Annotated in this window: 12 protein-coding genes; all 12 read right to left on the bottom strand. The window is 66.4% G+C overall.

The features are described from left to right. Window positions 1-8: 8 nt before the first annotated feature. The 12 genes from AB2385_RS05355 to rpmH all read right to left on the bottom strand — a co-directional run bounded on the left by AB2385_RS05355 (window position 9) and on the right by rpmH (window position 14,158). Entirely contained in the window at window positions 9-1,067 is a 1,059-nt protein-coding gene (locus AB2385_RS05355; protein WP_367653917.1) for a peptidoglycan DD-metalloendopeptidase family protein, read from the bottom strand. A gap of 114 nt (window positions 1,068-1,181) precedes the next feature. Further along, on the bottom strand, window positions 1,182-1,685 hold the full coding sequence (locus AB2385_RS05350; RefSeq protein ID WP_367653916.1) for a DUF4446 family protein: 504 nt from the start codon (window positions 1,683-1,685) through the stop codon (window positions 1,182-1,184). Between the two features lie 4,257 nt (window positions 1,686-5,942). After that, window positions 5,943-6,839 (bottom strand): ParB/RepB/Spo0J family partition protein, encoded by an 897-nt coding sequence (locus tag AB2385_RS05345; RefSeq protein ID WP_367653915.1) that lies wholly within the window; start codon window positions 6,837-6,839, stop codon window positions 5,943-5,945. After that, complete coding sequence (locus AB2385_RS05340; protein ID WP_367653914.1) at window positions 6,817-7,593, bottom strand: ParA family protein; 777 nt, start codon at window positions 7,591-7,593, stop codon at window positions 6,817-6,819. Before AB2385_RS05340 ends, AB2385_RS05345 begins: the two co-directional genes overlap by 23 nt. A 349-nt stretch (window positions 7,594-7,942) precedes the next feature. Continuing rightward, window positions 7,943-8,683 carry a 16S rRNA (guanine(527)-N(7))-methyltransferase RsmG gene (gene rsmG, locus AB2385_RS05335; RefSeq protein ID WP_367653913.1) on the bottom strand — a complete coding sequence of 247 codons (741 nt, stop codon included), beginning with the start codon at window positions 8,681-8,683 and terminating at the stop codon, window positions 7,943-7,945. Window positions 8,684-8,686: 3 nt separating this feature from the next. Then, on the bottom strand, window positions 8,687-10,591 hold the full coding sequence (mnmG, locus tag AB2385_RS05330) for a tRNA uridine-5-carboxymethylaminomethyl(34) synthesis enzyme MnmG (RefSeq protein ID WP_367653912.1): 1,905 nt from the start codon (window positions 10,589-10,591) through the stop codon (window positions 8,687-8,689). Window positions 10,592-10,596: 5 nt separating this feature from the next. Further along, a complete protein-coding gene (gene mnmE / locus AB2385_RS05325; protein WP_367653911.1) occupies window positions 10,597-11,970 on the bottom strand; it encodes a tRNA uridine-5-carboxymethylaminomethyl(34) synthesis GTPase MnmE in 1,374 nt (457 codons plus the stop codon). A 64-nt stretch (window positions 11,971-12,034) separates the two neighbouring features. Then, a complete protein-coding gene (gene jag / locus AB2385_RS05320) occupies window positions 12,035-12,652 on the bottom strand; it encodes an RNA-binding cell elongation regulator Jag/EloR (RefSeq protein ID WP_367653909.1) in 618 nt (205 codons plus the stop codon). 5 nt (window positions 12,653-12,657) lie between these two features. Further along, the gene (locus AB2385_RS05315; protein ID WP_367653908.1) at window positions 12,658-13,323 is read right to left on the bottom strand and encodes a YidC/Oxa1 family membrane protein insertase; all 666 of its coding nucleotides are present in this window, start codon (window positions 13,321-13,323) and stop codon (window positions 12,658-12,660) included. Window positions 13,324-13,365: 42 nt separating this feature from the next. Continuing rightward, on the bottom strand, window positions 13,366-13,578 hold the full coding sequence (gene yidD / locus AB2385_RS05310) for a membrane protein insertion efficiency factor YidD (protein WP_367653907.1): 213 nt from the start codon (window positions 13,576-13,578) through the stop codon (window positions 13,366-13,368). A 6-nt stretch (window positions 13,579-13,584) separates the two neighbouring features. Next, complete coding sequence (gene rnpA, locus AB2385_RS05305; RefSeq protein ID WP_367653906.1) at window positions 13,585-13,938, bottom strand: ribonuclease P protein component; 354 nt, start codon at window positions 13,936-13,938, stop codon at window positions 13,585-13,587. Between the two features lie 85 nt (window positions 13,939-14,023). Then, the gene (gene rpmH, locus AB2385_RS05300; protein ID WP_367653905.1) at window positions 14,024-14,158 is read right to left on the bottom strand and encodes a 50S ribosomal protein L34; all 135 of its coding nucleotides are present in this window, start codon (window positions 14,156-14,158) and stop codon (window positions 14,024-14,026) included. Window positions 14,159-14,290 lie beyond the last annotated feature (132 nt).

Here is a 14,290-nt window from a genome sequence, read left to right as displayed (position 1 = left end):
GTAAGGTTCTATTCCATGTAGGGCAGAGGATCGGTGGGCTCGCCGTTCACCAGCACCTCGTAGTGCAGGTGCGGCCCTGTGCTGAGTCCGGTGCTGCCCACCCAGCCGATCAGGTCTCCGCGGGAGACCTCCTCTCCCCACTCCACATTCCAGTCATCCAGATGCGCGTAGAGGGTTCTGAACCCGTACCCGTGCTCAATGATCACGGTATTGCCGTAGCCCCCCTCCAGCCAGCCCACGTAAACCACCGTTCCTGCGCCAGTGGCCGTGACGGGCGCGCCGTAGTCCTGACCGAGGTCGATGCCGTCGTGGAACTGCAACCCGTACCCGAAGGGGCTCCAGCGCATGCCGAAACGGTCAGTGATCTCTGCGCCCTGCACGGGCCACCCGCTGGGCCGGTGTGCGAGGTAGTCCAACCACTCCGCAAGGCGCTCCTGGCCGTCACGCAAGGACCGGGCCGAATTCCTGAGTGCCGCCAGCTGGGCCTGCAGAGTGGCCCTCGTGTTTCTGGCCGTCGCCAGGACGGTCTCGGCGGGCTGCGGCGGGCGGTTCAGCTTCAGGTCCAGGGCGAGTGTGTTGCGAGGGCCGAGTACGTAGGGGCTCACGTCGGAGGGGAGCACGGTGGACAGGGTGAGGCCCACGCCCGAATCGGTCTGCCTGGTCTCCGGACCGCCCCGTGCGGCGTACATGGACGTGCCGGAGTTGCGCGCGCCCGAGCGGGAGGGCAGGATGGCCTCCTCGTCTGTGGTCATGGCATCCAGTTCCCGCTCGAGCTGGCGGATCTCGGCCAGTTGCTCATCCACCTGTGCGGCGGCCCTCTTCAGTTGGTCGATCTCGGCCTGCTGCAGGCGGGCCTGCTGGCGCAGCCGTTCGACCTCCGCCACCTGATCCTGAAGGCGGGTCACCTCACCATGGAAGTACCAGACGGCCGCGGACAGCCCGACCACGACCAGGGCGGCAAAGCCAAGTGCAGCCCACACCCAGCTGGGTGAGAGCTGAAAGCTAAACCACCGCCGATCGGTCGGCGGCACGACGACGATGGTCAGGCGGTTGGCCCTCCGTGGCACCCGGTGTCGCCTCCTCGGTGGGTGTTGCACGCCAGCGCGCGAAAAAGGGGAAACAGGCAGTAGGTTGAGTTCCACTCCTGTTTCCCAGTTTCCTTCCGATTGATTATGTTTTGATCATGCGTTTCCTGGGATGTTCTCGCGCGCCCGGGCCAGCGCCTGCTTCTCCTCGTCGCTCAGAACGTAGGTCGACTCACCGCCCCGGATGGGTTTGGCGTAAGTGCGGCACTCGTTCCGTCCGAAGAGGGAGGTCAGGACGAAGCCGTTGTCCCGGCCGTCGAGCAGTGCAATGGAGAAACTGAGGTCGGCGCCGGTGTCGGGAAAGGCGTTGTACCGTACGATGCCGACGCGCTGGACGTGGTCGAGCGAGGAGCGCTCGAGGTCGGCCATCCGGCGACGCAGGGCATCCTGAGCGGCCCGGAGGTCGGCCAGGGCATCCTGCTGTTGCAGGAGCATCTCTTCCACGTTCACGTCGGGGTTGCGGTTGAGCAGCGCCCTGTAGCGCCTGAGCAGGCGGGACTGGCGGATCACGACAGCGAGCATGATGATGAGGGCAACCAGGCACAGTCCCACGGCGGCGAATGCCACGGTAACGGGGTCAAGTTCTGGAAGGACGGGCACCAGATGGGCCTCCTTGTTTCGGTGTGGGGTGGTTCCGGAGTTGGCCTGCAGCGACCGTTGCAGCCGCTCCGGTTCTGGCTGCGGACGCGCCCCTTCTTTAAGATGGAGGAACCCGGCGGCATGTTCCGCCGGAATAGGGCTCGTCGGCCAGGAAATGATCGGCGAACTCCCTTCCTGTTTTCAGAGGGTTGCAGTTGCGCAGGCGCTCACTCAGAACAGGTGATGTTGTTACGGACTAAAACTGTTCAACAGCCCACGGCGATGTCCTCCTGTCGGACACGCGCAGCGTGCTCAGGTCGACGGGAACGCTGTAGGCCGTTCCGCGGCCGCGTCGCCCGCCCCGGCTGGCTCGTCTCCGAGTCGCGTGAATGGAGGCTTCCATTGAATGGTACGTCTCGTCCACAGGGTGAGAATCGCAAGGGACAACAATAGGCTGTCGTGGTGTTCCTGTTCCACGTAGAACAGTGATAGTCAGTGTCGGATATTCCCAGGGCAGGCATCAAGGCCCATTGCGCCCGTTTTCGCCGAGCCTGACGGCGTATCCGGCCCCAGTGTTCCATGTGGAACAGGTGCTTGTCCGCAGGGCTGGTGGCGCGCTGCGCGAGTTTGGAACAGCCGATTCCCCTGCCACGGGGTGGGTGCAGGTGATGGGCGTTCCCCTCTTGGTCGTGTCGTTCCCCGTGTACTGTTCCACGTGGAACTGGCCCCTGGAGTCAGAAGGGGCGCGTCGGGGCTTTGCGGATGCAGGGGTCCGCACGTCACCTGAGTGGGTACCGCGTCGCGACCCGTTGCGGGGCCGTGCCCGGTGCAGGTGCGGCCTCCGCGGGGGTGTGCCTGAGGGCATGTCATCCGCACGATGTTCCACGTGGAACACCAACCGTCAGGTGCCGACTGCCGCCACGCGCGTAGGCACCCTGAATGTGGGCGTAACTCGCAGGCTGGCCCGATGGGGAAGCCGCCGATGTCGGTGCCAGGCTGGAGCTCCCATCGGCCTTCTCAATCAGCAGCAGCCGGCGGGCAAGGTCCCGTCTGACGGTGCCGAAAGTGTAGGCGGTCCTCCTCCGCAGTCGGGGGCTTAGTCCGTGTTTCACGTGGAACGCTCCCCGGCTCTTAAACCGGCGGGCACCCCTGGTGAACTACTCTCGCTCATTGCTTGCCCCCCATGGACGCCATGGCGTCTGTCAGCCACTGTGTCGATTGTGCCGGCATCGGTGTTCCACGTGGAACACCCCCGGGCAGCAAGCAGTTTCAGGTTGCACCCGGGCACAGGTGCGACGCATGTGCCCCTGCGTACACCAGGGGCCGTTGTTCACGGCCCACGGCGACAGGCAGGTCATGTCCCTGCATCGGGCGGAGCGTGTTCCACGTAGAACGGGAGCTCCAACCTGGGGTTCGTGGTCTGGTGACCTCGCTCAGAGACCGCCCTCGACTCCTCACCCCTACGGGTGGCCCGCGCTCACGGCTCGTGTCGCAGCAGGCTTGACCACCGGTATACTTGGCTGCTGTTCCACGTGGAACACTGCGAGTCACGTGTGCTCCCGCCAGAACCGACCGTCACCGGGCGGGCTATGCCCCGAACGGTCCACCTCTTGCCAGCCCCGGTTCGTTCCGGCAGGCGTCTGAGTCCGTACCGGCCGTCCGCGGCACCGCCCCCGTCCCGAGCCGCGCTCACCTGTGAGACCCAATGGGTCAGGCTTGCTGCCGAACACGCGCCACACGGCGTTCAGTGTTCCACGTGGAACACCCGCCCGCAGCCTGGAGGTGAACGCTTCCAACCATCCCTGGCGACACGTAACCCACCGACGTTCCCTTCGGCCTGCACAGTGAGTGGAGCACACACAGTGTTCCACGTAGAACACGCCGTCACTGGTCCGTGCCCCGTGTCACCTGTGCACCAAAGCGATCGCGCGAACCAGCGTCTCGGCTCACTGACACCGAGTGTCCGCACGGCGAGGACCAGTCAGGGCTGGTGCGATCCGGCCGTCCTGTGCTTCCGACCGTCTGTGGCGCAAAGGTGTGGCGAGCGGCTGGACCCATCACTGCTGCGTCGTTGTTCCACGTGGAACACCTAACCTTCTCCGGACTTCCTGCCCGACCTTTACCAGTTGTGGCCCGGCGTCGCACGCATGGTTGCTGCACCTGGTCACACTTCTGCGGTCGTCCGGATTTCGGCCTTCGTCGGCCGCCATTTCCCGACTTCGTCTCACGCTGTGCGCAGGCAGGGAACCGACGGGGGCACACTCCCTTGGTGAGTGGCCGTCTAGAGCTCCGGAGCTCCTCGGTTCCCCACGGGTGCATCGTCACCTCACGGGGTTGAACGTACTGTTCCACGTAGAACATGCCGATTCCCGACGCGTGAACTACCCCGCGTCCGCTCAGGCGTCCCCCCCCCCGCACCGCCTCCAGGCGCCCCAGACTGGTCCAACTTGAACCCGCCAAGCCCACGGCACCACCTACCAGATCCCTAACGTTGTACGTCACAAACACTCCTTTGTCGCTGGTGTTGCGGTACCTGCGGGTGACCGTCGACGCATCGACAACGCCACTGTTCCACGTGGAACACCCTATCTGGCACACACGAACCCTCCTCCCGGGAGGAACGCCCACCAGCCTTAGCCGGCCAGCCTGGACTAGCTGCCACTGCTCGCACACCTAACCCGGCGCTTTCTCCCACCGCACGGCAGCTGGAGGGCGGTTGGTGGTGCACTGTTCCACGTGGAACACGTGGCCGGGGCGTGTGCGAAGGTCGATCGCGGTCAGGCAGTCGGCCCAAGCTGGTACCGAAGAACCAACGTTCCACGTGGAACAGCCGCGGCACAGTGCTTACCCGTCCCCCTGCTTACCTTGCCTCCTCCCCCCTGCTCTCGGCACCTCTGCGCATTCTCGCTGTCCCATGGGCCCACACGCAGCGATGGTGCGTTCCCGCACAGCACTCCCCCCGACCACGCGTAACCGCGCCGTTCAATCGCTGAGTTCCCATTCCGATCCCGCTCATTCCGGTGCAGGTGAAATTGCAACCACCGTTCCACGTGGAACACGAGTACGTGAGCGACAGGCCTACCATCCTCCTCGACACGCCAGGTCACGTCTGACCTCACCGCAGGACCAGGTACACACCACCATACAGCAGCCAGACAGTCCGCCTCCGTTCCACGTGGAACACGCGTAGAGCAGTCCTCCTCCTACCTTCCTCAGGCGCGTGCACTCTCCTGCGGGCAGCGCCGAACGCCAGCGCACAGATCGATCCCGACCACTGTTCCACGTGGAACACCACCGTCCGAATCGCGTCAGCCAGCCAACCCCGCGGCCACCGCCTACCTTCGGAAACCCGTGAGCCACGTTGCGGCAAGCCCGCCGCCCCCGCCGCCGGAAGCGAACATCCACCACAATCTCCCGAGATCCACCAGGACCCCCGTGCCAGACACGCCACACCCTCCCCTCGACGTGTCGGGTTCCCCCGGGGTATCTCTCATCTACCCGCGGAACGCGGCTGCCCCTCGCACTGTTCCACGTGGAACACCAGGCCTCAGACTCGACACAAAGCCACAGACCCCGCGCCAGCATCGCTTCATGGTCTACTCGACCGTCCTTCACCCACTCAACCCACCCGAACCGATAAGAACCCCTCCTCTCTTCCACGTGGAACAGCGCCTTGCGAAGAGCCTGCCCAACTCCTCCCCAGCACCGCCGCACCACACCTGTCCCCCAGACAGCGCCACTGTTCCACATGGAACACTCCCCCTCTCCGCCCATGCGACTTAGTGGGCGAGCAACGCTGCAACGCCGCATGCACCCTGCACCTTCTCCTTCCCTACACACTAGCCAGACAGACCCGCCCCCCTCCTTCACCGCTGACGCTGACCGCACAGCCGCTCTATGTCCCCCTCCCACTTCACGCTTCGCCACTCCTCAGGCCAACGCGATGCGCGGGCCCGTGCCCCTCGGGGTAAGGCCGTGTTCCACGTGGAACTTTGCGGTTCCTCTGGGGGGAGCCTGGCCGCACACGGTGAGTTTCCCTGAATTGCGGCGAGAAAGCCGCGCGTGCCGAGCGCGGGCAAGGCGCGTTGCGGAGCGGCAAGTGGAAGGAGACAAGCTGGCCCCCACCACAGCATCGGCTCCCATACTCACACACCACGGCACCCCACTGTTCCACGTGGAACACCTCCCGGCTACACCAACTTCCCAATCACACAGAAAAGCGCCAGCCCTGTGGCTGGCGCCATGCTTCAAGACCCGCCTCCTGTTCCACGTGGAACACTACACCCGGAACGGCTCCCGCGGGGGCCTGGGCTGCGGCTCCCGCGCCCCCATTCCGAACGCCTCCAGGAGCCGGTTCAGGCCGTCCTCGCCAAAGAACGTGATCTCGACCTTCCCCCTGTCCCCGGACCACCGCAGCCGAACCGGGGTGCCGAACTGCTCCCGGAGCCTCTTCTCCACCGCCATCAGGTCAGGGGGCAGCTTCTGCCGCACAGCCGGCTTCCGCGGCACCCTCCGCTCCTGCCTTGCCACCAACTCCTCCAGTTGCCGCACGGACAGCTGCTCCCGCACCACCCGCTCGGCCAGCGCCTTCTGCCGGTCTGCATCGCCGACACCCAGCAGAACCTTCGCGTGTCCCATCGAGATCCTGCCCTGGCGCACTTCCTCCTGCACCGACGGCTCCAACTGCAGCAGGCGAAGCGTGTTCGCCACCTGCGAACGGCTCCGGCCGAGGCGCTTCGCCAGCGCCTCCTGCGTCAGCCCGTGCGCCTCGATCAAGGAACGGTACGCCTCCGCCTCCTCCACCGGGTTCAGGTCTTCCCGCTGCAGGTTCTCGATCAGTGCGATCTCCATGCGCTCCGCCTCGGTAAACTCCCGCACCAGAGCCGGAACTCGGTCAAGCCCGGCCAACCGCGCCGCACGCCAACGCCGTTCCCCCGCCACGATCTCGTAGCCCTGGTCCTTGCGGCGGACCACAATCGGTTGCACGATTCCGTGCTCCCGGATCGACGCCGCCAGTTCCTCCAGCCGCTCCTGGTCGAATTCCCGGCGCGGCTGCTCCGGGTTCGGCGCGATCTGGTTGATCTCGAGCTCCACCACGCCGTGGCGGCCCCGCTCACTGACATCCGCTTCCGGAATAAGGGCGCCCAGGCCTCTACCCAGCCCTTTCTTCGACACGCTCGATCACCTCCCTCGCCAACTCCATGTAAGCCTCTGCGCCCTTCGACCGCGGGTCGTACAGCGTGATCGGAAGCCCGTGGCTCGGCGCCTCGCTCAAGCGCACGTTCCGCGTAATAATCGAACGGTACACCTGACCCTTGAAGAACCGCTTGACGTCTTCCACCACCTGAATGCTCAGGTTGGTGCGTCCGTCGAACATCGTGAGCACCACGCCTTCCACCTCCAGCCGCGGGTTCAGGGCCTCCCGCACCAGCCGGAAGGTGTCCATCAACTGGGTCAGACCCTCCAGCGCGTAGTACTCGCACTGAATCGGGATCAGAATCGAATCAGCGGCCGTGAGTGCGTTGATCGTCAGCAGCCCCAGCGAAGGCGGGCAGTCCATCAGCACGAAGTCGAACTGATCCCGAACCGGATCCAGTGCGACCTTCAACCGGCTCTCCCGCGAGAGCCGCGGCACCAGCTCGATTTCGGCCCCCGCCAGGTCGATGGTGGCCGGAAGCAGGGAAAGCCCGCGAACACGCGTCTCTACCACCGCGTCCAGTAGAGGCATATCGTCCATCAGTACATCATAGATTGACACCTTCAGCTTGCGCCGATCGATGCCGATCCCGGACGTGGCATTTCCCTGCGGGTCGACGTCGATCAGCAAGACCCGCTTGCCCAAATCGGCCAGGCAGGCGCTCAGATTCACCGCCGTGGTCGTCTTCCCGACGCCACCCTTCTGGTTGGCTATTGCGATGACGCGACTCACTGCCGACACTCCTCCCCGACCTCCGCCTGCTTGCCGCCGGGCCGTCTGCCCTTCAACTGCTAACTGATTCGGCACCGCGACAACCGTTCCTGCCCCATCCCCGCAACGCCCTCCCCAGGCACCGCTTCCAAACCCGTCATCGGCCGCGCCGCCCGGCGCGTCCACCCCATCGCCCTCCACAAAACCAGAAGGGCGTGCCCCCACTCCGCACGCCCGAAGACCCGGCCTATGTTGAAATATTCCGAACCGCTTACAGCCCCGCTGATCCGACTTTGCCCCCACCCCATACCTGCCTGCCGCCCGCGGCGAAAATCCCTGCTAAGCCCCCTGTGAGCCTCGCTGATCCGTCTTACAGCGGCCTCCGTTCGGGAACCCCCGCCTTGCGCGGGTAACCCGGAGGGGTGGAGCGCGCCTTTCGCACCAGCACCAGCGTCCGCCGCCCCCCATCCTGGGGCAACTCCAGTTGCCGCACCTCCGCGACCTCTCCCCCCAGCCTGGTCAGCGCGTTCTGCGCCGCGGCCAGCTCCTCCGCAACAGCCGGCCCCTTCATCGCCAGGAAGAACCCGCCCACCTTCACGAAGGGGAGGCAATACTCGGCCAGCACCCGCAGTTCAGCCACCGCCCGGGCCGTCACCACGTCGTACGACTCCCGGTGCCCCGGTTGCCGGCCCACGTCCTCGGCCCGGCCCCAGACCACCTGATAGCCCTCCTCGCCCGCCGCGGCTCCGAACAGCGCCGCACCCACCTCCTCGAGGAAGGCACACCGCTTCTTCAGGCTCTCGAGCAGCACCAGGTGGATCCCCGGAACGAGGCACTTCCAGACCACGCCCGGGAACCCGGCTCCGGAGCCGACGTCCAGCACCCGCTGCCCGACCCCCAGCTTCACCACCGTCAAGCCGGCCGCCGAGTCCACCGCGTGCTTGATGATCATGTCTGCATCTGCCGTGATGGCCGTGAGGTTCATCCGCTCGTTCCACTCGCGCACCATCTCCAGGTGGCGCAGCACCGCATCCACCGCCGCGGGCTCGGCCAGGAGCCCCAGCGCGGCGAGCCCGCCCGTCAGCCGTTCTCGCTTTTCAAGTGCATCCACATGTCACGCCTCCCCGGCACCGCAGTTCGCGTCGCGCCCGGCCCTCCTGCGCCGCTCCAGGTAGACCATCAGCACCGCGATGTCCGCCGGCGACACCCCGGAGATCCGGCTGGCCTGACCCAACGTCTCCGGCCGGATCGCCGAAAGCTTCTCGCGGGCCTCCATGGAAAGCCCCGTCAGCGCCGCGTAGTCCAGGTCAGGCGGCAGGCGCCACGCCTCCATCCGGCGCATCCGCTCCACCTGCTGCTGCTCCTTGGCGATGTAGCCCTCGTACTTGATCTGCGTCTCCACTTCCTGGCGAACCGCCGGATCGAGGTCCGCGCGGCCCTCGCCCATCGCCACCAGGTGCTGGTAACGCACCTCCGGCCGCCGCAGCAGCTGCGCCAGGGTCGTGCCGCTCTGCAGGGGCGTCGATCCCGCCGCCGCCAGCACCTGCTGCACCTGCGGCGACGGGGCGACCACGGTCCGCTGCAGCCGCTCCCGCTCCGCCGCGATCGCCTCCCGCAGGGCCAGGAAGGCTTCCCAGCGCGCATCGTCCACCAGCCCCACCTGCCGGCCCTTCTCCGTGAGCCGCAGATGGGCGTTGTCCTGCCGGAGCATCATGCGGAACTCAGCCCGCGACGTCAGCATGCGGTACGGCTCGGGCGTTCCCTTCGTGACCAGATCATCAATCAGCACGCCGATGTAGCCCTCGGACCGGTCGATGATCAGCGGCTCACGCCCCTGCACGTACAGCGCCGCGTTGATGCCCGCGATCAGCCCCTGCGCAGCCGCCTCCTCGTAACCCGAGGTGCCGTTGATCTGCCCCCCGCAGAACAGCCCGCGCACCAACTTCGTTTCCAGCGTATGCCTCAGCTGCGTGGGGACTACGTAGTCGTACTCGATGGCGTAGCCCGCCCGCATGACCTCGGCCTCTTCCAGCCCCGGCACCGTGTGCACCAGTTCGATCTGCACTTCCTCCGGGAGGCTGGTGGAAAGGCCGAGCACGTACATCTCACACGATTCCCGCGACTCCGGCTCCAGGAAAACCTGGTGCGACTCCTTATCCGCAAAGCGCACCACCTTGTCCTCCACCGACGGGCAGTACCGGGGCCCCCGGCCCTGGATCGCGCCGGTGAAGAGCGGCGCCCGGTGCAGGTTCCGCCGGATCAGCTCGTGGCTCTGCGGGGTCGTCCCCGTCTGCCAGCAGGGCAACTGTTCCCGCGGCTCCCGCAGGCTCATGAAACTGAATCGGAGAGGCTCGGGGTCGCCGTCCTGTCGCTGCATCCGGCTGAAGTCCACCGTCCGCCCGTCCACCCGGGGCGGGGTGCCCGTCTTGAACCGCCCCACGGCAAAGCCCAGCTTCACGAGGCTGGCCGTCAGCCCCACCGCCGGCGCCAGCCCGCCCGGACCCGACGAGCGCTGCACCTCGCCGATGATCGTCTTGCCGTGGAGATAGGTCCCCGTACTCAGCACCACGGCGCCGGCCGCGAAGAACAGGCCCGTGGCGGTGACGACCCCCCGCACGCGCCCGTCCTCCACCACGATCTCCTGCACCATGCCCTGCTTCAGGTCGAGGTTCCTCGTCTGCTCCAGCGTGAGGCGCATCTGCCACGCGTAGGCCCGCTTGTCGATCTGGGCCCGCAGGGCCTGCACGGCCGGCCCCTTCCCGCTGTTCAGGAGCCGCATCTGCAGGAACGTCGCGTCCGCCGTCAGCCCCATTTGCCCACCCAGGGCGTCAATCTCCCGCACCAGGTGGCCCTTGGCCGGACCCCCGATGGACGGGTTGCAGTTCATGGCCCCGATGTTGTCCAGGTTCGTCGTGAAGCACGCCGTGCGCATGCCCATGCGCGCAGCCGCAAGGGCGGCCTCGATGCCAGCATGGCCCGCCCCCACCACGATCACGTCGTACGCCTTTGTCACGCCCATCGCGCTCACTTCCCGATGCAGAACCGCCCGAAGATCTCGTCCAGCAGGGCCTCGTCCGCCGTGTCCCCGGTCACCTCGCCCAGGGCCATCCACGCCGCCCGCAGATCAATGGCCACCAGTTCGTCGCCGAACCCCGCGGCCAGCGTCTGCTGGGCATCCCGCAGGTGGGCGGCCGCCCGCCCGACCGCGTCGGCCTGCCGGGCGTTTACCAGCAGCTCTTCACTGGCGTCGAGGGCCCCCGCCTCCCGGGCGATGGCCATCTCGAGCTCGCCGATCCCCGTTCCCTGCTCCGCCGACACGGCCACCACCGGCGCGCCGCCGAGCGCGCCGGCCAACTGCTCCAGCGGGAAGCCGGGGTTCAGGTCGATCTTGTTCGCCACGCCGATGCGGGCCGCGCCCGGCGGCAGTTCGGCGATCCACTCCTCGTCCTCCGGCAGGAGTCCTGCTCCGCAGTCGATCACCACCAGCACCAGATGCGCCTGCCGGAGCGCCTCCCGCGTCCGCTGCACACCAATCCGCTCCACCGGATCGTCGGTGGGCCGGATCCCCGCCGTATCCGAGAGCTGTACCGGCACACCGCCCAGGTTCACCCACTCGGCGATCACGTCGCGCGTGGTGCCTGGGACGGCGGTCACGATCGCCCGGTTTTCCCGCACCAGGCGGTTGAGCAGGCTCGACTTCCCCACGTTCGGCCGTCCGGCCAGCACCACCCGCAGCCCCTCCCGCAGGATGCGGCCGGCCCGTGCGCCGCCCAGCAGCCGCTCCACTTCAGCCAGGGCGGCCGCACACCCGGCCGAGACCTCCTCCCGGGTCTGCACCTCCAGTTCCAGTTCGGGGAAATCGATGTCCGCCTCCAGGTGGGCCATCATCTCCAGGAGACGCTCCCGGACCGCGCTCACCCTCTCCCGCAGGCTGCCTCCCAGGTGTGCGACCGCCGCAGCCATGGCCCTGTCGGTTTTGGCGCGGATGAGGTCGATCACGGCCTCCGCCTGCGAAAGGTCCATGCGCCCGTTGAGGAAGGCCCGGCGCGTGAACTCACCGGGCTCCGCCAGGCGGGCGCCCGCCTGCAGCGCCTGCTCCAGCACCCGCCGCACGGCCAATTGGCCGCCGTGGCACTGCAGCTCCACCACGTCCTCTCCCGTATAGGAGTGCGGCCCCCGCATCACCAGGGCCAGCGCCTCGTCCACCCGTTCGCCCGCCGGAGTCGTTACCCAGCCGTACGTCACGGTGTGCGACCGCCGGTCTCTCAGCGGCCGGCCCCGCCGCGGCCGGAAGATGCGATCCGCCACAGCCAGTGCCGTGGCGCCGCTAAGCCGCACGATCCCGATCGCGCTCTCGCCCGCCCCCGTGGCGATGGCGGCGATCGTATCCTCCCCCACGGCATCCTCACCTCCAATAGAAAAATGGCCGGGCAGCTGCGCTACCTGGCCACCTCTGTCAGAACTAGCCCTTCTTCTGTATGACCACGCGCCGGAACGGCTCCTGTCCCTCGCTGCTCGTCGTCACTCCCGGGTAATCCTGCAAGGCCAGGTGGATCACCCTGCGTTCCTGTGCGCTCATCGGCTCCAGGACGGCGGGCTGGCCGCTCTTCACCACCCGCTCCGCCATCCGCGTGGCCAGGCTGGTCAGCGTCTCGGCCCGGCGCTGCCGGTAACCCTCGACATCCAGGATGATGCGGGGCCCCTGGCGCCCGCTCCGGCTGGCGACCAGGTTGCAGAGGTACTGCAGCGCGTCCAGCGTCTGGCCATGGTGCCCGATGAGAATGCCGGCTTCCTCGCCGCTGATGTCCACGTGGATATAGTCTTCCTCCTCGCGGGTCTTGATCCGCACGGCGACGCCCATCGCCTCGCAGACCTCACCGAGGAAGGCCTCCACAAGTTCGGCCCGGTTCTCCTTGAGGGTCACCCGCACCGTTGCGGGACGGGCGCCGATGCCGAGGAAGCCCCCTTTCCCCTCGTCCAGCACCTCAATGGTCACCCGGTCAGACGGAACGCCCAGTTCCTCGAGCGCAGCAATGACCGCTTCATCGACGGTGCGACCGCTCCGTACCACGCTCTTCATATTCGTCACGCTTCCCCTTTCGAGCCGAGGCTGCCCTTGAGCCTGGGGAACCCCGGGTAGATCGCCTGCTGGATCAGCCCGAAGAACGTGCTAACCACCCAGTACAGCACCAGACTCGACATGGGCATGGTGAAGGCGATCCATCCGAACATGATGGGCATCAGCCACGTCATCATCCGCTGGTTCGGGTCCGTCGCCACGCCCGACAGGTACTGCTGAAGCAGCATCGACACCACGGTCAGGATCGCGAGCGGGATGTCCCGCTGGCTCAGGTCGGCCCACAGGAACTGATAGGTATAGCCGTAGGCCACGGGGTCGAACTCCCGGAAGACGGCGAACAGCGCGTACAGAATGGGCAGCTGCACCAGCAGGGGCAGGCATCCCGAGAACGGGTTGACCCGCTCCTTCTGGTAGAGCGCCATCATTTCCTGATTCAGCTTTTCCGGGTTGTCTTTGTACTTCTCCTGCAACGACTTCAGCACGGGCTGAATTTCCTGCATCTTCTTCATCGAACGCATCTGGTAGACCGTCAGCGGCAAGATCACGATGCGAACGATCAGCGTGAGCAGGATGATCGCCAGGCCGTAGTTCCCCGTGAACTCCAACAGCCAGCCCAACACGTGGGTCATCGAATGGACCAGCCATTCAGGAACCAGCAACGAGGTGATCAATATCGGGAACCTCCCAAACAAGCTTCAGCATCGACCGCCCAATCACGGAACGGGGTCATATCCCCCCGGGTGAAACGGATGGCATCGCAGCACCCGGCGCAGGGCCAGCCAGGAGCCCTTCAGGGCCCCGTACTTGCGCAGCGCCTCGTAGGCGTACTGGGAACAGGTCGGGTAAAACCGGCACGTCGGCTGGCCCTTCAGCGGTGACAGGTAACGCTGGTAGAAGCGCACCGCAGCCATCAACACCCTTGCCATGGCAGCCTACCCTTCCCGCTGCAACAGACCCGCTCGTTCAAACAATTCTTCAACCTTCTGCCGAAGCTCGGGAAACGGCATTTCCACCGCCGCCTGCCGGCCAATCACCACGATGTGATAGCCCGGCCGGACGCGCGGCCAGAGAAGCCGCACGCACTCGCGCAAGCGGCGCTTCACCCGGTTCCGGACGACGGCCTTGCCCAGCCGCCGCCCGGCCGCGAAACCCACACGCGTCGGAGCCCCCGCCTCCTGCTTCAGGGCGTGGAGCACCGCTGCCCGGTTGGCCACCGAGCGACCGTGTGTATACACCGATTGAAACGCAAGCCGAGACTTCAGCCGATATGCCTTCTTCATTCCCATCAGGAGGGGATTCGCCGCGGATGGGCACATCCCTCTCCTTCCCCCGATTTGATGGAAAAAGAGCCACGACGAATGGCGTCGTGGCCTAGACAGCTAAGCGCTTCCGCCCCTTCAGGCGCCGGGCCTTCAGTACTCTACGGCCACCCCGGGTGCTCATGCGGCTCCGAAAGCCGTGTACCTTCTTGTACTGGCGATTGTGCGGCTGGAACGTACGCTTCAACGGGAACACCCCCTAACCAGTCCGACAAAAGACACACGCGGATTATACCGAAGAGGGCACCCTCCGTCAAGCCAGATCGGCTCTACGTCAAGAAGTGTGGAACGGTCGCCAGCCAAGCCAAGGGCACAAAGG

Origin of the sequence: Symbiobacterium sp., assembly GCF_040797425.1 — a bacterium.
GTDB lineage: Bacteria > Bacillota > Sulfobacillia > Symbiobacteriales > Symbiobacteriaceae > Symbiobacterium.
Note: the sequence above shows the minus strand (reverse complement) of the source record. Positions and strands in the feature narration are given on the sequence as shown.